Origin of the sequence: Streptomyces sp. NBC_01320 (genome assembly GCF_035974375.1) — a bacterium.
Lineage (GTDB): Bacteria > Actinomycetota > Actinomycetes > Streptomycetales > Streptomycetaceae > Streptomyces > Streptomyces yanii.
The window spans coordinates 6,526,052-6,546,827 of sequence record NZ_CP108390.1; the positions used below are offsets into that span (position 1 = coordinate 6,526,052).

Below are 20,776 nucleotides of genomic sequence, written 5' to 3' on the forward strand. Positions count from 1 at the left end.
CCGGACGGCCGGTCAGCCCCACAGCCCCGAAGCCCTGGAGTTCCCGCATGTCCTTCCTCTCCCTCTCCCGCGCCCTCACCCGGAGGATCGTCCGTACGCTGCGCCTCGTCGTGGTCGGCGGCGCCATCTCCTACCGGGCACTCTTCAACTGGACGACGCCGCCCATGTTCATCGGCACCCTGCTGGTCGGCCCGCTGCTGCAACTGCTGTTCTTCGTCTTCCTCGGACGGCAGCTGGGGGTCGCCGACGACCGCTTCTACCTGCTGGGCAACGCCGTTGTCGCCGCCTCCACCGCCTGCGTCTACGGCGGCACCATGGCCGTCGCCAACGAGCGTCGTTACGGCACGCTCGGCGCGGTGCTGCTGAGCCCTCGGCACCGGGCTCCGCTCTGGTTCGGGCGCGCCCTGCCGTACGTACTGAACGGCCTCCTCATCAGTGTCTTCACGCTCACCGTCGCCACTCTCCTGCTGGGCCTGCGGATTCCGCTTGGTGCGCTGCCCGGTCTTGCCGCAGTGCTGCTCGCCGCCTCGGCCGGGTGTTCCGTCTTCGGCCTCGCCCTCGGGGCGCTGGGTCTGCGTTTCCGCGATGTGTTCCTGGTGTCCAATGTGGCCGCATCCGTACTCCTGCTGCTGACCGGCGCGAATGTGCCGCGCGAGACCCTGCCGGAGTGGATGCGGGCCGTCGGGGACGTTCTCCCGCTGACCCATGCCGCCGAGGCCGCGGGGGAGTTGTCCGCAGGTGGTGGCCTCGACCGGGGACGGCTCGGCGCCGAGCTGGCGACGGGGGCCGGATACGCGGTGCTCGCCGTGGTCCTGTTGGCGGTGTTCGAACGTGGCAGCCGGCGTCACGCGACCCTCGACCTGATGTGATCCGGCCAACGAGCGCGGCCCGGGCGGGGCGCGACCCGGTGAACCGCGGCACTGGAGTTCACCCGGGGTTCGCACCGGTGTCGCCCCCGAGTGACAGCCTCCCCCTGACTCGACGCGGGCAGCGGCCCCGGGCCGGGCGGCCACGGAGAGGCGTACGGGCATGGAGAGCGGACCTGCGGTATTCGCCGGAACGACGTTCGCGCTGTTCGGGACCGCGCTGCTGGTCTGGACGGGGGCGCGCGTCGTGCACCGCGCGCCGGTGGCGTACAGGGTGCGCCCCGTTCTCTCCGCCACACTCGCCACCCTGTTCGGCGTACTTTTCCTCGTCCTCGGTGTGGGGTGTTTCACCCGCATCTGATCCACGGCTGCCGCCTCGCCACCCGCGTCGCCGCCGTGTGATCACCCGGCCCGGGACGTGAACACGCCCGGTTGTCCCGCCCCTCTCCTCCGGCGGCCGCAGTACCGCCACCGCGCCGCGAAACCCGCAGGCAGCGACCGTGCACGCCGCGTATCGGGCACTCCGGGCGGCAGGAATGGCGGAAGTCGGGTTACCGTTCGAGTGGCCGTTGCGGGCTTTTGCCGTTTGACACGGGGGCGGGTTGTACCGTCACACTCCGCAGCGACAGCACCGTCGGCAGCGTCATCGCGCTGCCCGGATGCCCATCGAGTGTCGACCGGAGAGAAGAGCGAAGTTGTCCCCGACCAGCGAGACCGCACAGGGCGGCCGCCGACTCGTCATCGTCGAGTCGCCTGCCAAGGCGAAGACGATCAAGGGCTACCTCGGCCCCGGATACGTCGTCGAGGCGAGCGTCGGGCACATCCGCGACCTGCCGAACGGCGCCGCAGAGGTTCCCGACGAGTACACCGGCGAGGTCCGTCGGCTCGGCGTCGACGTCGAGCATGACTTCCAGCCCATCTATGTCGTCAACGCGGACAAGAAGGCGCAGGTCAGAAAGCTCAAGCAGCTGCTGGCCGAGTCCGACGAACTCTTCCTCGCCACCGATGAGGACCGCGAGGGCGAAGCCATCGCGTGGCACCTGCAGGAAGTGCTCAAGCCCAAGGTCCCGGTCCACCGGATGGTCTTCCACGAGATCACCAAGGACGCGATCCAGGCCGCCGTCGCCAACCCGCGCGAGCTGAACCAGCGCATGGTCGACGCCCAGGAGACCCGCCGTATCCTCGACCGCCTCTACGGCTACGAGGTCTCGCCGGTCCTGTGGAAGAAAGTCATGCCGCGGCTCTCTGCGGGCCGGGTCCAGTCCGTCGCCACCCGCCTCGTCGTCGAGCGGGAGCGCGAGCGCATCGCCTTCCGTTCCGCCGAGTACTGGGACCTGACCGGCGCCTTTGCCACCGGCCGTACCGGTGACGCCTCCGACCCGTCGACGCTGACCGCCCGCCTCAGCGCGGTCGACGGCCGCCGGATCGCCCAGGGCCGCGACTTCGGTCCGGACGGACAGCTGAAATCCGGCTCCGGCCAGGTGCTGCACCTGGACGAGACGAACGCCCGGGCCCTGGCCGCCGCGCTCGCCGACTCCGCGTTCGCCGTGCGGTCCGTCGAGTCGAAGCCGTACCGCCGGTCCCCGTACGCCCCGTTCCGTACGACGACCCTCCAGCAGGAGGCGAGCCGGAAGCTGGGCTTCGGGGCGAAGGCCACCATGCAGGTCGCCCAGAAGCTGTACGAGAACGGCTTCATCACCTACATGCGTACCGACTCCACGACGCTCTCCGACACCGCGGTCTCCGCGGCGAGGGCGCAGGTCACGCAGTTGTACGGCGCCGACTACCTGCCGGAGAAGCCGCGTACGTACGCCGGGAAGGTCAAGAACGCGCAGGAGGCGCACGAGGCGATCCGCCCCTCCGGCGACCGCTTCCGCACGCCCGCCGAGACCGGTCTGACCGGCGACCAGTTCCGGCTCTACGAGCTCATCTGGAAGCGGACCGTCGCCTCCCAGATGAAGGACGCGGTCGGTAACTCGGTCACCGTGAAGATCGGCGGCCGGGCGAGCGACGGACGCGACGCCGAGTTCTCCGCGTCCGGCAAGACGATCACCTTCCACGGCTTCATGAAGGCGTACGTCGAAGGCGCCGACGACCCGAACGCCGAGCTCGACGACCGCGAGCGCCGGCTGCCGCAGGTCGCCGAGGGCGACGCGCTGTCCGCCGACGAGATCTCGGTCGACGGCCACGCCACCAAGCCCCCGGCCCGCTACACCGAGGCCTCGCTGGTCAAGGAGCTGGAAGAGCGCGAGATCGGCCGCCCGTCGACGTACGCCTCGATCATCGGCACGATCCTCGACCGCGGCTACGTCTTCAAGAAGGGCACGGCGCTCGTCCCGTCCTTCCTCTCCTTCGCCGTGGTCAACCTGCTGGAGAAGCACTTCGGCCGACTCGTCGACTACGACTTCACCGCGCGGATGGAGGACGACCTCGACCGCATCGCGCGGGGCGAGGCCCAGTCCGTGCCGTGGCTGAGGCGTTTCTACTTCGGTGAGGGCGACGACGCCGTCAGTGGCGCGGCCTCCGCCGCGGGCAACGGCGACGGCGACCACCTCGGCGGTCTCAAGGAGCTCGTCACCGACCTCGGCGCGATCGACGCCCGGGAGATCTCCTCCTTCCCCGTCGGCAACGACATCAAGCTCCGCGTCGGGCGCTACGGCCCGTACATCGAGCGCGGGGAGAAGGACGCCGAGGGCCACCAGCGCGCGGACGTGCCGGAGGACCTGGCGCCCGACGAGCTGTCGGTCGAGTACGCGGAGGAGCTGCTGGCCAAGCCGAGCGGCGACTACGAGCTCGGTGCGGACCCGGTCACCGGGCACCAGATCATCGCCAAGGACGGGCGCTACGGCCCGTACGTCACCGAGGTGCTGCCCGAGGGCACGCCGAAGACCGGCAAGAACGCGGTGAAGCCGCGGACCGCGTCGCTCTTCAAGTCGATGTCGCTGGACACGGTGACGTTGGCGGACGCGCTCAGGCTGATGTCGCTGCCGAGGGTCGTCGGCGAGGACGCCGAGGGTGTCGAGATCACCGCGCAGAACGGGCGCTACGGTCCGTATCTGAAGAAGGGCACGGACTCACGTTCGCTGACGTCCGAGGACCAGCTCTTCGACATCACGCTCGAAGAGGCCCTCGCGATCTACGCCCAGCCCAAGCAGCGCGGACGCGCCGCTGCCAAGCCGCCGCTGAAGGAACTCGGCACGGACCCGGTGAGCGGTGCTCCGGTCGTCGTCAAGGACGGGCGCTTCGGCGCGTACGTCACCGACGGTGAGACGAACGCGACGCTGCGGACCGACGACAGCGTCGAGGACATCACGCCGGAGCGCGGCTACGAGCTCCTCGCGGAGAAGCGCGCCAAGGGACCCGCCAAGAAGAAGACGGCGAAGAAGGCCCCGGCGAAGAAGGCGCCCGCGAAGAAGGCGACGGCCGCCAAGAAGACGGCAGCCAAGAAGACGACCGCGGCAGCCAAGAAGACGACGGCCGCGAAGAAGACGACGGCCGCGAAGAAGACGACCGCGGCGGCGAAGAAGGCGAGCGCGTCGTCCGTGGAGGACTGACCGCACCGGCGGTCAGCGCGTTCCCGAACACCCGAGGGGCTGGACATTCCAGCCCCTCCGGCGTGCGGGGGAGCACCTCCTCACCCCACTCGGGCGCCCATATGTTCGGATGGGGCCGTCGCTGACCGCACCGCTCCGGATAGGCTGGGCGGATGACGCGAGCCGAGCAGCCAACGGTCGTGAGCCCCACCTCCGACACACTTGCCGCAGACTCACGCGAGCGCGCCGTACGAGCCCTGTTGCGTGTTCCCCCGCTGAAGCGGTTGTGGAGCGCGCAGCTCGTCGGCGGTATCGGCGATGCACTCGCCCTTCTCGTGATGGTGCTGCTGTCGCTGCAAGCGGCGGTCCTCGAGGGCTCATTCGGATCCGGATACCGCGGGGCGGCCTTTGCCGTCGCCGCCGTGTTCGGTGCCCGAATCCTTGCCACGCTCCTCTTCGGAGCCGTACTCCTTGGGCCGCTGACGACGCTCACCGCGCCCGGTGGACCGCTGGACCGGCGGTGGCTGATGATCGGGGCGGACGGCCTGCGGCTCGCGCTGCTCGTCGTCGCGCCGCTGTGGATCGACTGGATGCCCGACAGGGCGCTCATGATGATCCTCATCACCGTCTTCGTCACCGGCGCCGGCGAACGGCTGTGGACGGTCGCGAAGGAGAGCGCCGCGCCCGCGCTGCTGCCCTCCCCGCCGCCCCCCGAGGGCGCCGCGGTACGCCCGCTGCCGGACCACCTCGACGCCCTGCGCAGGCTCTCCCTCCGTACGGACTTCGCCGCCGTCCCCGCCGCCGCGGCCGTTCTGCTGATCGCCACGCTGATCGGCAATCTGCTGGGCTCGGGTCTTGAGTGGTTCTCCTTCCACCAGGCGGCTCTCGGCTCGTACGTCGCGGCCGGACTGTTCTCCGCCTCGATCTCGACCCTCTACTTCCTCGAACTCCCCGGTTCTCCGACGCCCCGCCCGCGCTCGCCCCTGGAGGGTCTGCGACGGCCGTCCACCGGCAACGGCCCGGACAAGGGCCGCACCGGCGCCGTCCCGCTGATCGTCGGCGCGTGCGCGGCCGTCGCCGGAGCGATCGCCGCCGCAGCAGCCGTCGCCGCACTGCACGCCTACGACCTCGGTGGCGGACCGGCCACGTTCGCCCTGCTGATCCTCACCCTGACGGGCGCCACAGCCGCCGGTATCCGTACCGCGGAGAAGGTGCTGCCCACCCTGTCGCGGCGCCGGCTGCTCGTCTTCGCCACCGCCGTCACCGGGGTCGCGCTCCTCGCGATGGGTCTGGTGCCGGACACGGCGACCGTGGTGTTCCTCGCGGTCCTCGCCGGTTACGCGGCGGGTGTCGCGGCCAACACCGGCCACACGCTCGTCGACCAGGAGACCGAGGAGTCCCGCCGGGCCAGGACGACCGAGCACCTCCAGGCAGCCGCCCGGGTCCTGGTCGCGCTCGGCGCGGTCGCGGGACCGCTGCTGGCCGCAGCGATCGGCACCCACCGGCTGACGGTCGGCGACTTCGTCTTCGCGCACGGCGGCGCCGCGTTCGCCCTCATGCTCATCGGCGCCCTGCTGCTGCCGGTCGCTGCGATCGTCCTCGCGAAGACGGACGACCGTTCCGGAGTGCCGCTGCGCCGTGATCTGCGCGAGGCCCTGCGCGGCGGCGAACCGGCTGTCGCCCCCGCCGCCACCGGTTTCTTCCTCGCCCTGGAGGGCGGCGACGGGGCCGGCAAGTCCACCCAGGTCGAGGCGCTCGCCGAGTGGATCCGGGCCAAGGGCCACGAGGTCGTCGTCACCCGCGAGCCCGGCGCCACGCCGGTCGGCAAGCGGCTGCGCTCGATCCTGCTCGACGTGTCGTCGGCCGGGCTCTCGAACCGGGCCGAGGCACTGCTCTACGCAGCCGACCGCGCCGAGCACATCGACTCGGTGGTCCGTCCGGCGCTGGAGCGCGGCGCGATCGTCATCTCCGACCGCTACATCGACTCGTCCGTCGCCTACCAGGGCGCGGGCCGCGACCTCTCCCCGACCGAGATCGCCCGGATCTCGCGGTGGGCGACGAGCGGACTCGTACCGCATCTGACGGTGCTGCTCGACGTCGACCCGGAGACCGCGCGGGAACGGTTCACCGAGGCGCCCGACCGGCTGGAGTCCGAGCCGCCCGAGTTCCACGCCCGGGTACGGTCCGGTTTCCTCACGCTGGCCGCCGCAGACCCGACCCGCTACCTGGTTGTGGACGCCGGCCAGGAACCGGAATCGATCACCACCGTTGTGCGCCACCGGCTCGACCAGCTCCTGCCGCTCTCCGAGGCCGAGATCAAGGCCCAGGAGGAGGCGCGCAAGGCGGCCGAGGAAGAGGCCAGGCGCAAGGCCGAGGAAGAGGCGGCGCGCAAGGCGGAGGAGGAGCGGCTGGAGCGCGAGCGTCAGGAGCAGCTCGCCAAGCTCCGCGCCGAGGAGGAGGAGCGCAAGCGCCGCGAGCTGGAGGAGGCGCGGCAGCGCGAGGCCGAGCGGCAGGCGGAGGAGGCCCGTCTGCGGGCCGAGGAGGCCCGTCGGGTCGCCGAGGAGGAGCGGGTCCGGCGCGAGGCCGAGGAGCAGGCGCGCGAGGCCGAGCAGGAGCGGCTGCGCAGGCAGGCCCAGGAGGAGGCCCGGCTGCGCAAGGAGGCCGAGGCGCGGCGGCTGGAGAAGCAGCGCAAGGCGGAGGAGGCGCTGCTGCGGGCCGAGGCTGCCCGGCGGCAGGCTGAGGCCGAGGCGGCCGCGGCGGCAGAGGCCGCCCGCGCGGAGGCGGCGGCGTCCGCTTCCGTCCCGGACAACGAGCTGACGGTGCCGACGCCGGTCGTCAGCCCGAACGAGGTGACGCAGCCGGTGCCGTCACCGGTCGACACGCCTTCGGACCAGGCCGAGACGGCGATGATCCCGAGGATCACCGATCCGTCCGAGCGGCCTGCGGTACGGGACGCCACGGGCTCCGCGGACGAGACCGCGGTACTCCCACCGGTACGGGACGTAGGCGACGAGCAGCCGGCGGACCGCGTTCCGCGGGGTATTTTCCGCGACGAGCGCCCGGCGGACGCCGTACCGGAGGGCGAGAACGAGCGCACCCGGGAGCTGCCGCAGATCAGCGATCCGCACGCCGTCCCGGAGGCAGCCGAGGAGCGGCGTCCGGGCCGGGGCCGCCGCCGTCGCCCGGAGTGGGCCGAGGAGACTCCGCTGGACGATCTGCCGACCCTGGCCGACGAGCTGCTCGGCGACCACGACCGGGACGACGAGGGCCGTGGCACCTCCGGACGGGGCCGTCGCCCGCGCCGCTGAGAGCGGCTGCGGCGGGTTGCCCGGGTTGATGGGGCGGACCGGATCGCCGGGAATGTCAGACCCTTCCCCCACAATGGGAAGCCGGAGCCGTAGACCACCACCGGAAGGGCGGTGACCGATGACCGTATGGGACGACCTGGTCGGCCAGGGCCGGGTGCAGGAGCAGCTCGGCGCGGCCGCTCGGGACGCCGATGCGCTGGTCACCGCCATTTCCGCGGGGGATCAGGTGCCTTTGGGGTCGAAGATGACCCACGCCTGGCTGTTCACCGGACCGCCGGGTTCCGGGCGGTCCACCGCTGCCCGCGCCTTCGCCGCCGCCCTTCAGTGCACCAGCCCGGACCGCGCGCTGGGCGGCGCCCCGGGGTGCGGTTTCTGCGACGGCTGCCACACCAGCCTCATCGGGACGCATGCCGACGTCGAGGTGGTCCGTACGGACCTGCTCTCCATCGGTGTGAAGGAGACCCGTGAGCTGGTCCGCCGCGCCCAGCTGTCCCCGGCCGTGGGCCGCTGGCAGGTGATCATCCTGGAGGACGCCGACCGTCTCACCGAGGGCGCGGGAAACGTGCTCCTGAAGGCGGTCGAGGAGCCCGCGCCCCGTACGGTGTGGCTGCTCTGCGCGCCCTCGCTCGAAGATGTGCTGCCCACCATCCGGTCCCGCTGCCGTCACCTCACCCTGCGCACGCCCCCCGTCGACGCCGTTGCCGACGTACTGATCCGGCGTGACGGAATCGAACCGGAGCGGGCCGCGGCAGCTGCTTGTGCCACTCAGGGGCACATCGGCCGGGCCCGCCGCCTGGCCACCGACGAGAAGGCCCGTGCGCGCCGCGCGGCCGTGCTCAAGCTTCCGCTCCGGGTGGAGGACATCGGTGGTTGTCTCAAGGCCGCCCAGGAGCTGATCGACACCGCCACGGAGGACGCGAAGCAGGTTTCCGAGGAGGTGGACGTCAAGGAGACGGAGGACATGAAGGCCGCGCTCGGCGCGGCTGCCGGAGGCCGGATGCCGCGCGGCACGGCCGGGGTGATGAAAGAGCTGGAGGACAAGCAGAAGCGCCGCAAGACCCGTACCCAGCGCGACAGCCTCGACCTTGCCCTCACCGATCTGACCGGCTTCTACCGCGACGTACTGGCGCTGCAGCTGGGCACGCAGATCGCCCTCGCCAATCTCGATGTACGGGACGCGCTCGACCGCATCGCCGGGTCATCGACGCCCGAGCGCACCCTGCGCCGGATAGAGGCGGTGATCGCCTGCCGCCGGGCGCTGGACCGCAATGTGGCGCCGCTGCTCGCGGTGGAGGCGATGACGATGGCTCTGCGCGCCGGCTGATCCGTCCACACCTTGTTGCGCACCGCCGATTCATCCGAATGGGTAACGAAACGGGCCGGTCGCCCCTTGAGGGCTACGCTCCGGGCATGGATACCAGGCGTCTGCTCCGAACCTTCGCCACCGCGCTCGGCACGACCGGCCTCCTCATCTCCGGCTGCAGCAAAGGCAGTTCGACGACGAGCGCGTCGGGCTCGACGCCCGCCGCACCAGCGGCGCTCCAGCCGTACTACGCACAGCATCTGAACTGGCGGGACTGCGGCGTCTCCGGTTTCCAGTGCGCCACGATGAAGGCGCCCCGCGACTACCGGAAGCCGGACGGCGGCGACATCAAGCTGGCCGTCTCCCGGAAGAAGGCCACCGGTCCGGGCAAGCGGATCGGCTCCTTGCTGGTGAATCCGGGCGGCCCCGGCGGCTCGGCCATCGGCTACCTCCAGAACTATGCGGCCCTCGGCTACCCGGCCCCGGTCCGCGCCCGCTACGACATGGTCGCCATCGACCCGCGCGGCGTCGCCCGCAGCGAGCCCGTCGAATGCCTCACCGGACCGCAGATGGACGCATACACCCAGGTCGACCAGACCCCCGACGACAGTGCCGAGGTCTCGGAGCTGGGTACGGCCTTCGAGAAGTTCGCAGACGGCTGTGAGCAGCGCTCCGGCACGATCCTCCCGCATGTCTCCACCGTCGAGACGGCCCGCGACATGGACATTCTGAGGGCCCTGCTCGGCGACGAGAAGCTGACGTACCTCGGGGCGTCGTACGGCACCTTCCTCGGTGCGACGTACGCCGAACTCTTTCCCGGCCGGACCGGCCGTCTCGTCCTCGACGGTGCGATGGACCCTTCGCTTTCGTCGCTGGAGATGAACCGCGACCAGACGGCGGGCTTCGAGACCGCGTTCCAGGCCTTCGCCGCGGACTGCGTGAAGAAGTCGGACTGCCCGCTCGGTACCACCTCCACCGCCGACGCCGCGACCCGTCTGAAGCAGCTCTTCACCGACCTCGACGCCAAGCCCATCCCCGCCGGCGATTCCCGCAAGCTCGGCGAGTCCCTCGCCACCACCGGTGTCATCGCCGCCATGTACGACGAGGGGACCTGGCCCCAGCTCCGCAGCGCCCTCGTCGGCGCCCGGGCGGGCGACGGGTCCGGTCTGCTCGCCCTGTCCGACAGCTACTACGAGCGCAAGCCGAACGGCACGTACGCGAACCTGATGTTCGCCAACGCCGCGGTGAACTGCCTGGACGTGCCCCCGGCCTTCACCGGCCCGGACGCCGTCGAGCAGGCCCTGCCCAGCTTCGAGAAGGCCTCCCCGGTCTTCGGCAAGGCCTTCGCCTGGGCTGCCCTGAACTGCGCCCACTGGCCTGTTGCGCCCACCGGCACCGCGCACCGCATCACGGCGAAGGGCGCGTCCCCGATCGTCGTGGTCGGCACCACCCGTGACCCGGCGACCCCGTACAAGTGGGCCCAGTCCCTCGCCGCCCAGCTCTCCTCGGGCAGGCTCCTCACGTACGAGGGCGACGGTCACACCGCGTACGGCCGCGGCAGCCAGTGCATCGACACGGCGATCAACACGTACCTCCTGGACGGCACCCCGCCGGCCGAGGGTAAGAAGTGCTCCTGACCCGCCACGGCTCCCTCCACCCACCTGACCTGCGCATTCGGCTCCGGAGGCGGGTGGTGCGGAGCACCCTCCGAAACTGTGTAAACTTAGCGACGCTGCTGCTCGCACCATAGTGCGACAGGGCGTGCCGCCTTAGCTCAGTTGGCCAGAGCAACGCACTCGTAATGCGTAGGTCTCGGGTTCGAATCCCGAAGGCGGCTCTGTAGAAGCCTCAGGACTCACTCGCCGTGACCTGGGGCTTTTGCTTTTGTCGGACGCGGCGTCGGTGTCAGGTGCGGGTCGCGCGGCGGTCGGTGATCTGAGTTGTGGTGGGGGTGACGTCGTCCGCGACCAGGTGAGGCCTGACGGGGACGGCGAGTTCGCCGGCCTGTTGCGCGAGGCGGACGGCTTCGGCGGTGAGTTGGTCCCGTAGTCCGGGTTCGGCGGCAGCGGCCTTCTGGGCGGCCTTGTGCGGATCCGGGTCGGCGCGTTTGATCACGACCTCACACAGTCCTGACCGGGCGGGGTGGCCCCGACCGTGCGGCCTCGGGTGGGTTCGGCCCAGCGGCGGACCGCGTGGCGGGGGCAGGTCACCTTCTTGCGGCATCGCATGGCATCCCATGATTCCGGGTGGCACCGCTTGGCGCCATCCGGTGCCGCCCGGTGCCGCCCGGTGCCATTCCATGCTCCCAAAAGCACATCAGTGCGCATGGCGCCACAATCGCCCAGGTAGGCGCCAGTATGTTTTCGCAGGTCAGAGTGATTGTGCCGGGTGGTCGACCCGGAGATGCCGCCTCGCGGCTTGCGCATGGCGCCATTGTGGTGCCATGATGGCGTCATGGACCTCACCCCGTATGTCGACACCCTCCGCCGCGAACTCGCGGTGGCCGCCGAAGCCGGAGGCGACGAAGCCCGCGAGCTGGCCGAGAGGCTCACCGCCCCCCTGGAGTCGGCGACCCGGCTGACCATGCTCAACGTGCTCTCCGCCGCGATGGACGAGATCACCCGCGAACTCGCCCCCGGCTCGGTCGACGTACGGCTGCGCGGGCTCGACCCCGACTTCGTGGTGACACCGCCGCCCACCGACGGCGGCGTCCCCACGGAGCCGGCCGCACCCGTCGAACCGTTCAAGACCCCGGCCCCGGCCGACGGCGACGAGGGCGGCACCGCCCGCGTCAACCTGCGTCTGCCGGCCCACCTCAAGGCCCGCGCCGAGGAGGCCGCGACCCGCGAGGGCCTGTCGGTCAACGCGTGGCTGGTGCGCGCCGTGTCGGCCGCGGTCGACGGCGGCACCCGGCCGCGTACGACGGAGAAGACCCGGACCGTCGGACAGAGCTTCACGGGCTGGGTGCGCTGACCGCGCCCCCTGCCCGCACCACTTCACCCACACCACTTCACCCACACCACGTCCCACCAGCGGGGACGACCCGAAGACCCAAGAGGACGGGACAGCCATGCCTTCTTTCGACACTCCCGAACCGATCTCGGCCACGGCTCACGTGGAGGCCGGTTCCATCCAGTTCACCGCGGGCGACCGCCTCGACACCGTCGTCGAGGTGCAACCCCGCGACCCGAAGCGGGACCAGGACGTACGGGCGGCCGACCAGACCGAGGTCACGTACGCGAGCGGCGTACTGACCGTCAGGACGCCCAAGTCCAATCTGTTCGGCCGCACCGGCACCGTCGACGTGACAGTCGAACTGCCCACAGGCTCGCGCATCGACATGACCGGCGCCTGGGCCCAGGTGCTCAGCGAGGGCCGGCTCGGCGAGGTCCGCGTGAAGACCTCGTCCGGCGACGTCCGCCTCGATGCGACCGGCCCGCTGAAGCTGATCGCGTCGCACGGCTCGATCACCGTGGACCGGATCGAGGGCATGGCCGAGATCACCACCAGCTCCGGCAGCCTGCGCGTCGGCCTCGTCGACGGCCCCGCCGTCCTGAAGAACTCGCACGGCACCACGACCGTCGGCGCCGCGACCGGCGAGCTGCGGGTGAGCGGCGCCAACGGCGACATCGAGATCCGGCGCGCCGAGGACTCGGTCACCGCCACCACCGCCCACGGCACCCTGCGTGTGGGCGAAGTTGCCGGTGGCACCGTCCAGTTGGAGACCTCCTACGGCGCCATCGAGGTCGGCGTCCGCGAGGGCACGGCCGCCTGGCTCGACGTCAGCTCGGGCTCCGGCCAGGTGCGCAACACGCTCACCGCGTCCGAGACCCCCGAGAAGACGGAGGGCACCGTCAAGGTCCGTGCCCGCACCCGGCACGGCAACATCGACATCCGCCGCGCCAAGGCCTGAGCGCCACATCCTCAACCGGCCCCATCCCCAGCCCACGTCAGCCTTCAAGCGGAGGGCCCCATGCCTTCACCTGTCATGCCCACGTCCAGGCGGGCGGACGGTCACCCGTCGCCGGCCGCCGTCTTCGCCGTCGGTCTGCGCAAGTCGTACGGCGACAAGGCCGTCCTCGACGGCATCGATCTGCACATCCCGGCCGGGTCCGTGTTCGCGCTGCTCGGACCCAACGGCGCCGGCAAAACCACCGCCGTGAAGATCCTGTCCACGCTCATCACCGCCGACGGCGGGCAGGCCCAGGTCGCGGGCCACGACATCGCCACGTCACCGGACGGGGTGCGTGCCGCGATCGGCGTCACCGGACAGTTCTCCGCCGTCGACGGCCTGATCACCGGCGAGGAGAACATGCTTCTCATGGCGGACCTGCACCACCTCTCCAAGCGCGAGGGACGACGTGTCACCGCCGAGCTGCTGGAGCGGTTCGACCTCACCGAGGCCGCCAAGAAGCCCGCCCAGAGCTACTCCGGCGGCATGAAGCGCCGCCTCGACATCGCCATGACCCTGGTCGGCAACCCGCGGATCATCTTCCTCGACGAGCCGACCACCGGCCTCGACCCGCGCTCCCGCCACAACATGTGGCAGATCATCCGCGAGCTCGTCACGGGCGGCGTCACCGTCTTCCTCACCACCCAGTACCTGGACGAGGCCGACGAACTCGCCGACCGCATCGCCGTCCTCAACGACGGCAAGATCGCCGCCGAGGGCACCGCCGACGAGCTGAAGCGGCTCATCCCGGGCGGGCACGTGCGGCTGCGGTTCTCCGACCCGGCCGCGTACCGGAGCGCCGCCGTCGCGCTGCGCGACGTCACCCGCGACGACGAGGCGCTGGCGCTGCAGATCCCCAGCGACGGCAGCCAGCGCGAGCTGCGCTCCATCCTCGACTGGCTGGACTCCGCCGGCATCGAGGCCGACGAACTGACCGTGCACACCCCCGACCTCGACGACGTCTTCTTCGCCCTGACCGGCGGAACCAACGTCCCCAACCAGCCCAAGGAGGATGTCCGATGAGCTCCCTCTCCCTCGCGATGCGCGATTCGTCCACGATGCTGCGCCGCAACCTCCTGCACGCGCGACGCTACCCGTCCCTGACGCTGAACCTGCTGCTCACCCCGGTCATGATGCTGCTGCTCTTCGTCTACATCTTCGGCGATGTGATGAGCGCCGGTATCGGGGACGGCGGTGCCGACCGGTCCGAGTACATCGCGTACCTCGTCCCGGGCATCCTGTTGATGACCATCGGCGGCACCACGATCGGCAGCGCGGTGTCCGTCGCCACGGATATGACCGAGGGCATCATCGCCCGCTTCCGCACGATGGCGATCCACCGCGAGTCGGTGCTCATCGGGCACGTCGTCGGCAGCGTGCTGCAGTGCGTGATGAGCGTGGTCCTCGTCGGAGCCGTCGCCGTGGCGATCGGGTTCCGGGCCACGAATGCCACCGTCCTGGAGTGGATCGCGGCGTTCGGGCTGCTCACGCTGTTCGCCCTGGCGCTCACCTGGATCGCGGTCGGTATGGGCCTGTCCAGCCCGAACGCCGAGGCCGCCAGCAACAACGCCCTGCCGCTGATCTTCCTGCCGCTCATCTCCAGCGCGTTCGTGCCGGTCGACGCGATGCCGGGCTGGTTCCAGCCGATCGCCCAGTACCAGCCGTTCACCCCGGCCATCGAGACGCTGCGGGGGCTGCTGCTCGGCAGCGAGATCGGCCACAACGGGTGGCTGGCCGTGGCCTGGTGCGTGGGGCTGGCCGTGCTCGGCTACGTCTGGTCCAAGTCGCTGTTCAATCGCGACCCGAAGTAGGGGCCGGCAGCTCGTCCCGCTTCAGGGCGGCGTACTCCGACACCGCGTCGGCGTACGCCGCCCCGTCGGCGTTCTCCGCCGCCTGCCGGGCCCGCGCCGCCGACATCGTCGGCTGGAACTCGCCAACCGCAAGCGCAAAGGCAGCGCCGGAGGCCGCCCACCGGGCTTGGACGCCTGCGCCGGCTCCCCGCACCCGCACCGATCCCGCCGACGACATCCATCTCCACCTGCTGCGACGTGTGGCCCCTTCTGCGTGGGCGATGCGTGGGCGATGCGTGAACGGACGCCGCGGCACAGACTGCCGCGAGCCGGACGGTGCAACCTGCCGCGCGGCGCTGATCGGCGAAATCAGGACCAGGAGGCACGGGGCGACACCGTCCGGCACGTACCCGGCGGCCCTCGCCCTGCATAGGTATCGGGCTCGAATCCCGGAGGCTCAGAGAGACCCCAGGACTCACTCGTCGTGACCTGGGGCTTTTCCTTCGGGCTACTGGCTGGTGTAGGTCCCGGGTCCGTTCCCTGACGGCGGTGCCGCCCTGTCCGTCATCGGTTCAGCGAGCCCTCCAGGCCACCACCCGCCATGCAGCGTCCGGGCCGCGCCATCCGTGGTGAATCTTTTTCGCTTCTTCTCTTGACTATGGACAAATAAGGAGGAAGCTAACAAATACACCAGACAACCGGTGAGAGCCACACCGCCGATGGAGACGTCCCATCGACCCGAGTGACACCCATCTCGGCAACTGGCTAGGCTCCCGGCAGAGCAACGTATCGACCATCGGAGTCGTCAGCGACGACTGACGATTGCGGGTCGATATGGGGCACCGGGAGCCACCGTATGTGCGCTCCGGGTCTGTGCGAGCCGATGAAACGCCGCGTGACGTCCTGAACCGGCTGCTGGAGAACCTCTTGCACGTCTCCGATCCGGAGGCGACGGACTGGGCGTACTTCTAAGACGGACCGGCGTACTTCTCAGGGGTACTGGCGACTGATCGCCGACGAACTCGTCATGCGGAGGGTCTCGGGCTCGAATTCCAAGCTCTTAGGGAAACCCCAGGACTCACTCACCGTGACCTGGGGTTCTTCCTTGCCCGGACGAGATCGGCACCCGTCTCGGGGGCCGGGGCCGAGACGTGGGTGGGCGCGGGCGCATGCGGAGTCGGGTGCGGGGTCCGGTTCGGCGGCGTTTGACAGTCACGAGCAGCCAAGACCATGATTCCACTAGTTGACTAGTTGAATCTGAGGGAGGGTGCGCCCGACATGATCACTCCGGACACCGCCGGCAGCCCGTGGGCCCTTGAGGCGCAAGGGCTGGGGAAGAAGTACCGGCGCGGATGGGCGCTTCAGGACTGTTCGTTCAGGCTGCCCGCCGGGCGGATCTGTGGACTGGTGGGGCCCAACGGGGCGGGAAAGAGCACCCTGTTGGGCATCGCGACCCGGCTGGTGGAGGGCACGACGGGCGAACTGCGCATGTTCGGGGTTCCGGTGGACTCTCCCGGCGTCATGCCGCGATACGCCTTCCTCGGCCAGGAGAAGGCGTTGTTCAAGCGCTTCACCGTCACCGAGACGCTCAGGACGGGGCAGGAACTCAACCCGCGCTGGGACCAGGCAGCGGCCGAGCGGATCGTGCGGGCCGGCGATGTTCCGTTGCATGCCCGGATCGGCACCCTGTCCGGGGGGCAGCGCACCCGGGTGGCGTTCGCGCTCGCCTTCGGCAAGCGGCCCGACCTGCTGCTGCTGGACGAGCCGATGGCCGATCTCGATCCGCTCGCCCGCGACGAGATGAGCGCGTTGCTGATGGCCGAGGCCGCCGAGCGCGGCACGAGCGTACTGATGTCGTCCCACATGCTCACCGAAGTGGAGGACATGTGCGACTACCTGCTGGTCGTCTCCGGCGGGCGGATCCGGATGGCCGGTGAGACGGACGAGCTGATGGCGCGCCACAAGCTGGTAACCGGAGCGGTGGGGGAGTCCGGGGAGCTTCCCGCCGGGCTGGCGCTCCACACCGTGGTCGAGACCCGTACGACAGGCCGCCAGTTCAACGCCCTGATACGGACCGAGGGTCCCGTGCACGGCGACTGGCGGTCGATGAAACCCAGTCTGGAAGAGATCTTGCTCGCCTATCTCCGTTCGCCCGAAGCGCCGCCGTTGCTCACCCCCACCGCCCAGTCCGACCGGCGAGCGGAGCGTGCGGCATGAGCACTCTCACCCACACCCCGGCCGGTACCACCGGCAGCAGGAGGAGCCCGCTGCGGATACGCGGACTGGCCTGGCTGATGTTCCGTCAGCATCGCGTCATGTTCCTGATGGTGGCGGCGTTCACCGTCCTGGGCGCCATCTGGCTCGTCTACCAGCGTGCGGCCTCGCTGGACGCCGTGCGCGGTGCCGGCTGGCCGGGCAGGCCTGCCGACAAGGTCGACAGCGGCGTGGTCCTGGCGATCCACTCGAAGCTTGAGAAGACCGTGCCCATTCTGAGTGCGCTGCCCGTGGTCCTCGGGGTCTTCTGCGGCGCCCCGTTGATCGCCTCCGACCAGGAGCAGGGCACGGCGCAGCTGGCCACCACGCAGTCCGTGCCGCGCAAGCGGTGGTTGAGCTACAAGCTGGGCACCGGTGTGGTTCTCGTTCTGCTGCCCACGATCGTCCTCGGCTCCCTGTTCACGTGGTGGTGGCGGGCGGTCCGTGTGTTCGGCGAGGGGGACTGGATGCAGGGCACGGTGTTCGACAACACCGGGCCGATGCTCGCCGCGCTCACCCTGTTCACCGCCGTCGGCGGCATCGCGATCGGACTGATCGCACGCCGGGTCCTGGCCGCCATGGTCGGCACGTTCCTCTTCGCCGTAGTGACGCAGGTCGTCTGGTCGTTCGTCCGGCCCGAGCTGGCCGCCCCGCGCCGGATCTCCTACCCGATCGGCGCCGAGTTCCCGGCGAAGCTCTCGGACGCGGTCCAGGTGGACAACTGGGTCAGCACCGCCTCCGGGGAGCTCTTCGGCTACGGCACCTGTGTCCAGGAGGAGAAGTACGAGGCGTGCCTCGCCGACAAGGGCATCGTCAACGCCACGGTCGAGTACTTCGGCTACGACCAGATGCCGGTCATGCAGTGGACCGGGGCCGGAATCCTGGGAGGCCTCAGCGTGCTGCTGATCGCCTTCATCGTGGTCCGGGTGGGCCGGCGTCCGTTGTGAACCGCGAGGCAGAGGGCATGCCGGGCCTTCTCCCGGCACCGGTTCGCGGACCGTCGTCCGTACCGGGCGGCGGCATAGGCTGGAAGGGCGCTGCACGCGGAGGACGCCGTCGGCCGCGGTGCGGAAGGACTGGGACGGCAGGAAGGGGGCGGCGAAGTGAACGAAGTGATGGCGTTCCGCATTGATCGCCGCTGCGGCGTCCCCACCTACCTGCAGATCGTCCGACAGGTCGAACAGGCCTTGCGCATGGGTGTGTTGGCCGTCGGCGACCGCTTGCCCACCGCGGCACAGGTGGCCGCGGCCACCAAAGTGAACCCGAACACCACGCTGAAGGCGTACCGGGAACTGGAACGGGCCGGTCTCGTCGAGGTCCGCCAGGGCGCGGGGACGTTCATCACGCACTCCCTGGCCGAGCCCCGGACCGGCGCCGACTCCCCGCTGCGTGCCGGGCTCGCGGACTGGATGCGCCAGGCGCACGAGGAGGGGATGAGCGGTGAGGACGTCCGCAGTCTGATCACCGCGGTCTTCGAGGAGACATTCGCGCGACCGCTGCAGGAAGAGAAGGGCCTGCTGCAGCCCATACGGCCTGGTGCACGATAGCGAGCGGGCTCCCGGCGACGGTGGCCCATCTGGAGGCCAAGGCCGGTCCGTTCCGCCGGGACGAAGCCAGGCTCTGAGGGCGCTCGGTGTGCTGGAGGCCGGCCGGGCCGTGTGGCAGGCGGAGCTACGGGCGTACGCCGTCGAACGGGCCGCGGCGAAGCGGCGGGGCGAGCGGACCGTGCCGGCCGGGCAGGTCGATCCGGACGACTGCGTCCACTGGTACGGCGCTCCGCGCGAAGGCGCCCTGTTCGCGATCGCTCACTGGCGCGGGCGGCTTCGGAAGTCCGGGGCGCTCAGCAGTGAGCCGGCGCGCGAGGTGGACCGGTGCGCGGCTGCCTGTCTCGGCGTCGATGGTGAGTGGACGGAAGACATGCGCGTACGACTCGACGCATGTACCGCGGAGTTGGAGCGGGGTACGTCTGCGGAGGCGTTCCAGGACGACCGGATGGGGTACTTCGGCCGCCGGGATCTGCTCCGGGTCGTCCGGCACATCGAGACCGCCGTCGCCCCTCAGCGACCGGTCGCCGAATTGATCCTCATCCGGCCCATTCGCTGATCAGGCCCGCCGCTTCGTCGATGAACTCCCGTTCGTCCTGCGTCAGGTTCGGGGCCGCCGCGCGGCGACGGACCGCCTGGGCCAGCTGGGCTTCCGGGATGCCGCCCTGGTCGGCGAGGTGGGGGAGCAGAGCGGTGAGCAGGGAGCGGGCGCCCATTGCCAGCGGGGAGGTGCGGTCGACCGCCACCTGGGCCAGGATCAGCGACGACATGGCCCGGTCCAGGGCGGGCGGCCCCTCCGCGGCGGTCCGCCAGTCGATCACCACCGGGCCGTCGGGCGTCAGCATCACGTTGTCCGGGTGCAGGTCCAGGTGGAGGATCCGGTCCTCGGGATCCGGGGAGAGCCTGGCCGGGATCGTGTGCAGGTCGGTGAGGAGACCGGCGATGATCGCGGCTCCCTCGTCCCCGGTGAGTGCGCCGGAGAGCAGGGACTCGAGCATGGTCGGGCCGGTCAGGCGCTGCAGTACGAGGTCGGAGGGTGTGGCGGCGACCGGGCTCGGGCCGAGGCGGGGGACCGGGTAGCCGAAGGCCGAGAGGTAGGACATCACGGCCAACTCCGGTCTGGCGTCACTGCTGTCGCGGTAGCGGCGCAGGACCCACGCCTCGTCCATCGCGTACACATCGGCAGATCGTCCCGTGCCCAGCAAGTGGCCTATTCGCATGAGGGGAACCTACTGCCGTGGCGGGATGCCGGGGAGATCACCAGCGCATATGGACGTCCTCCGCCCAGCCGAGGAGCTGCTCGACGACGATGTCCTGGCCCCGGTCGTCCCTGATCCGGCCGTTGTAGTGGCCGAAGCACTGATCGGTGCGGTTGGCGAGCAGGCCGACGTCGGTGCGGGTGGAGCGGTTGTGGAACGGGGTGAAGGCCAGGTCGACCTGGGAGCTTCCGGGGGTACGGATCGTCCAGGGGGCCAGGTGGTCCGTGGGGGTCCAGCGCCATTCCAGCTCGTCGCCGATCTTGCTGAGCCGGCCGTCCACGCAGAGCGCGTTCTCGGTGGAACCGGTGCCCCGCGTCCAGCGCCCGCCGAACTGGAGGCCGACGGTCCGGCTGTCCGTACGGCCCGAGGCGGCGCCCCAGTTCCAGTCGACCGAGCGCGGCCAGCGGCCCCGGCCGTGGTCGAGGGTGGCCCAGGCGTCGCCGTCGGCGCCGAACTCCAGGACCCGCGTGCCGATCCGGACCGTGCCGGAGGCGGGGCGTGCGGTGTGCTTGGACGTGTACTGGAAGCGGCGCTCGCTCCAGGGCACGAAGCGCCCAGGTCCGGGACGGAAGGGAAACGTTCCTGGTCCGGGGCGCTTTCCCCGTTCGGTCGGCGACCTGTGCGGACGGCTCGCGGAGTAGCCTGAAGAAGTCTCGGCCTGCGCGCGCGAAGGGGGCCGTCTCTCATGGACACCTTGATCACCGTGGCGGTCGTCCTGGCGATGATCGCGCTGACGGCGTACGTCATCCATCTGCTCAATGCCCGGCACCGGCATCAGCATCTGCGGGCCGTGCATTACGACCATGGGCTGGCCGGGTTCGGCGGGTTCGGAGGGCCGGGTGCGGGTACAGGGCGCGTCGTTCCGCCCGTGGAGACAGTGCAGCCCACGCAGCCGACGCGGCCCACGCAACCCTTGCGGAAGGGCGAGCCCGGGACGGAGGAGGCCGAGCACCCCGACGGGTGAGCTC

Annotated in this window: 18 protein-coding genes, 1 tRNA gene and 1 pseudogene; 16 read left to right on the forward strand and 4 right to left on the reverse strand. The window is 70.6% G+C overall.

The window, feature by feature from the left end:
• Positions 1-47 precede the first annotated feature (47 nt).
• The 7 genes from OG395_RS29675 to OG395_RS29705 all read left to right on the forward strand — a co-directional run bounded on the left by OG395_RS29675 (position 48) and on the right by OG395_RS29705 (position 10,847).
• Positions 48-869: an ABC transporter permease gene (locus tag OG395_RS29675; RefSeq protein WP_327245656.1), complete on the forward strand. Its 822-nt coding sequence runs from the start codon at positions 48-50 to the stop codon at positions 867-869.
• Positions 870-1,029: 160 nt separating this feature from the next.
• Positions 1,030-1,227: a hypothetical protein gene (locus OG395_RS29680; protein WP_327245657.1), complete on the forward strand. Its 198-nt coding sequence runs from the start codon at positions 1,030-1,032 to the stop codon at positions 1,225-1,227.
• 334 nt (positions 1,228-1,561) lie between these two features.
• Positions 1,562-4,420, forward strand: a complete 2,859-nt coding sequence (gene topA / locus OG395_RS29685; RefSeq protein WP_327245658.1) for a type I DNA topoisomerase — start codon at positions 1,562-1,564, stop codon at positions 4,418-4,420.
• A gap of 152 nt (positions 4,421-4,572) precedes the next feature.
• Complete coding sequence (gene tmk, locus OG395_RS29690) at positions 4,573-7,707, forward strand: dTMP kinase (protein ID WP_327245659.1); 3,135 nt, start codon at positions 4,573-4,575, stop codon at positions 7,705-7,707.
• A 118-nt stretch (positions 7,708-7,825) separates the two neighbouring features.
• On the forward strand, positions 7,826-9,031 hold the full coding sequence (locus OG395_RS29695; protein ID WP_327245660.1) for a DNA polymerase III subunit delta': 1,206 nt from the start codon (positions 7,826-7,828) through the stop codon (positions 9,029-9,031).
• 86 nt (positions 9,032-9,117) lie between these two features.
• Positions 9,118-10,647, forward strand: coding sequence for an alpha/beta hydrolase (locus OG395_RS29700; protein WP_327245661.1), 1,530 nt, complete (start codon positions 9,118-9,120; stop codon positions 10,645-10,647).
• A gap of 126 nt (positions 10,648-10,773) precedes the next feature.
• A tRNA-Thr gene (locus OG395_RS29705) sits at positions 10,774-10,847 on the forward strand.
• Between the two features lie 68 nt (positions 10,848-10,915).
• Here OG395_RS29705 and OG395_RS29710 read toward each other — a convergent pair.
• Positions 10,916-11,125 (reverse strand): hypothetical protein, encoded by a 210-nt coding sequence (locus OG395_RS29710; protein ID WP_327245662.1) that lies wholly within the window; start codon positions 11,123-11,125, stop codon positions 10,916-10,918.
• A gap of 339 nt (positions 11,126-11,464) precedes the next feature.
• Here OG395_RS29710 and OG395_RS29715 point away from each other — a divergent pair, with 339 nt between their 5' ends.
• The 4 genes from OG395_RS29715 (at position 11,465) to OG395_RS29730 (ending at position 14,773) form a co-directional block, all read left to right on the forward strand.
• Positions 11,465-11,983 (forward strand): toxin-antitoxin system HicB family antitoxin, encoded by a 519-nt coding sequence (locus OG395_RS29715; protein ID WP_327245663.1) that lies wholly within the window; start codon positions 11,465-11,467, stop codon positions 11,981-11,983.
• A 97-nt stretch (positions 11,984-12,080) separates the two neighbouring features.
• Positions 12,081-12,923 carry a DUF4097 family beta strand repeat-containing protein gene (locus OG395_RS29720; RefSeq protein WP_327245664.1) on the forward strand — a complete coding sequence of 281 codons (843 nt, stop codon included), beginning with the start codon at positions 12,081-12,083 and terminating at the stop codon, positions 12,921-12,923.
• A gap of 75 nt (positions 12,924-12,998) precedes the next feature.
• The gene (locus OG395_RS29725; protein ID WP_327245665.1) at positions 12,999-13,985 is read left to right on the forward strand and encodes an ATP-binding cassette domain-containing protein; all 987 of its coding nucleotides are present in this window, start codon (positions 12,999-13,001) and stop codon (positions 13,983-13,985) included.
• On the forward strand, positions 13,982-14,773 hold the full coding sequence (locus OG395_RS29730) for an ABC transporter permease (RefSeq protein ID WP_327245666.1): 792 nt from the start codon (positions 13,982-13,984) through the stop codon (positions 14,771-14,773). Before OG395_RS29725 ends, OG395_RS29730 begins: the two co-directional genes overlap by 4 nt.
• On the opposite strand, the gene OG395_RS29735 is transcribed toward OG395_RS29730, so the two are convergent.
• The gene (locus OG395_RS29735) at positions 14,754-14,990 is read right to left on the reverse strand and encodes a hypothetical protein (RefSeq protein WP_327245667.1); all 237 of its coding nucleotides are present in this window, start codon (positions 14,988-14,990) and stop codon (positions 14,754-14,756) included. The genes OG395_RS29730 and OG395_RS29735 overlap by 20 nt on opposite strands.
• A gap of 1,040 nt (positions 14,991-16,030) precedes the next feature.
• On the opposite strand from OG395_RS29735, the gene OG395_RS29740 reads away from it, so the two are divergent.
• The 4 genes from OG395_RS29740 (at position 16,031) to OG395_RS29755 (ending at position 19,108) form a co-directional block, all read left to right on the forward strand.
• Positions 16,031-16,969, forward strand: a complete 939-nt coding sequence (locus OG395_RS29740) for an ABC transporter ATP-binding protein (RefSeq protein WP_327245668.1) — start codon at positions 16,031-16,033, stop codon at positions 16,967-16,969.
• Positions 16,966-17,952, forward strand: coding sequence for an ABC transporter permease (locus tag OG395_RS29745; protein ID WP_327245669.1), 987 nt, complete (start codon positions 16,966-16,968; stop codon positions 17,950-17,952). The genes OG395_RS29740 and OG395_RS29745 overlap by 4 nt, the downstream gene beginning before the upstream one ends.
• Positions 17,953-18,120: 168 nt before the next feature.
• Positions 18,121-18,552 carry a GntR family transcriptional regulator gene (locus tag OG395_RS29750; protein ID WP_376333690.1) on the forward strand — a complete coding sequence of 144 codons (432 nt, stop codon included), beginning with the start codon at positions 18,121-18,123 and terminating at the stop codon, positions 18,550-18,552.
• Positions 18,553-18,640: 88 nt separating this feature from the next.
• Entirely contained in the window at positions 18,641-19,108 is a 468-nt protein-coding gene (locus OG395_RS29755) for a hypothetical protein (protein ID WP_327245671.1), read from the forward strand.
• Here OG395_RS29755 and OG395_RS29760 read toward each other — a convergent pair.
• Positions 19,089-19,769, reverse strand: coding sequence for a phosphotransferase (locus OG395_RS29760; RefSeq protein ID WP_327245672.1), 681 nt, complete (start codon positions 19,767-19,769; stop codon positions 19,089-19,091). The genes OG395_RS29755 and OG395_RS29760 overlap by 20 nt on opposite strands.
• A 37-nt stretch (positions 19,770-19,806) precedes the next feature.
• A pseudogene (locus OG395_RS29765) lies at positions 19,807-20,355 on the reverse strand (DUF2804 domain-containing protein); the annotation flags it as partial.
• Positions 20,356-20,493: 138 nt separating this feature from the next.
• On the opposite strand from OG395_RS29765, the gene OG395_RS29770 reads away from it, so the two are divergent.
• Positions 20,494-20,772: a hypothetical protein gene (locus OG395_RS29770; RefSeq protein ID WP_327245673.1), complete on the forward strand. Its 279-nt coding sequence runs from the start codon at positions 20,494-20,496 to the stop codon at positions 20,770-20,772.
• Positions 20,773-20,776: the final 4 nt, after the last annotated feature.

Excerpts from the sequence above, each read along its gene's own strand:
- OG395_RS29730 (WP_327245666.1), top strand. The coding sequence starts at position 13,982 with ATGAGCTCCCTCTCCCTCGCGATGCGCGATTCGTCCACGATGCTGCGC.
- OG395_RS29760 (WP_327245672.1), bottom strand. The coding sequence starts at position 19,769 with ATGCGAATAGGCCACTTGCTGGGCACGGGACGATCTGCCGATGTGTAC.
- OG395_RS29695 (WP_327245660.1), top strand. The coding sequence starts at position 7,826 with ATGACCGTATGGGACGACCTGGTCGGCCAGGGCCGGGTGCAGGAGCAG.
- OG395_RS29680 (WP_327245657.1), top strand. The coding sequence starts at position 1,030 with ATGGAGAGCGGACCTGCGGTATTCGCCGGAACGACGTTCGCGCTGTTC.
- OG395_RS29735 (WP_327245667.1), bottom strand. The coding sequence starts at position 14,990 with ATGTCGTCGGCGGGATCGGTGCGGGTGCGGGGAGCCGGCGCAGGCGTC.
- OG395_RS29750 (WP_376333690.1), top strand. The coding sequence starts at position 18,121 with ATGGCGTTCCGCATTGATCGCCGCTGCGGCGTCCCCACCTACCTGCAG.
- OG395_RS29700 (WP_327245661.1), top strand. The coding sequence starts at position 9,118 with ATGGATACCAGGCGTCTGCTCCGAACCTTCGCCACCGCGCTCGGCACG.
- OG395_RS29740 (WP_327245668.1), top strand. The coding sequence starts at position 16,031 with ATGATCACTCCGGACACCGCCGGCAGCCCGTGGGCCCTTGAGGCGCAA.
- OG395_RS29715 (WP_327245663.1), top strand. The coding sequence starts at position 11,465 with ATGGACCTCACCCCGTATGTCGACACCCTCCGCCGCGAACTCGCGGTG.
- OG395_RS29675 (WP_327245656.1), top strand. The coding sequence starts at position 48 with ATGTCCTTCCTCTCCCTCTCCCGCGCCCTCACCCGGAGGATCGTCCGT.
- tmk (WP_327245659.1), top strand. The coding sequence starts at position 4,573 with ATGACGCGAGCCGAGCAGCCAACGGTCGTGAGCCCCACCTCCGACACA.
- OG395_RS29770 (WP_327245673.1), top strand. The coding sequence starts at position 20,494 with ATGGACACCTTGATCACCGTGGCGGTCGTCCTGGCGATGATCGCGCTG.
- OG395_RS29725 (WP_327245665.1), top strand. The coding sequence starts at position 12,999 with ATGCCCACGTCCAGGCGGGCGGACGGTCACCCGTCGCCGGCCGCCGTC.
- OG395_RS29745 (WP_327245669.1), top strand. The coding sequence starts at position 16,966 with ATGAGCACTCTCACCCACACCCCGGCCGGTACCACCGGCAGCAGGAGG.
- OG395_RS29720 (WP_327245664.1), top strand. The coding sequence starts at position 12,081 with ATGCCTTCTTTCGACACTCCCGAACCGATCTCGGCCACGGCTCACGTG.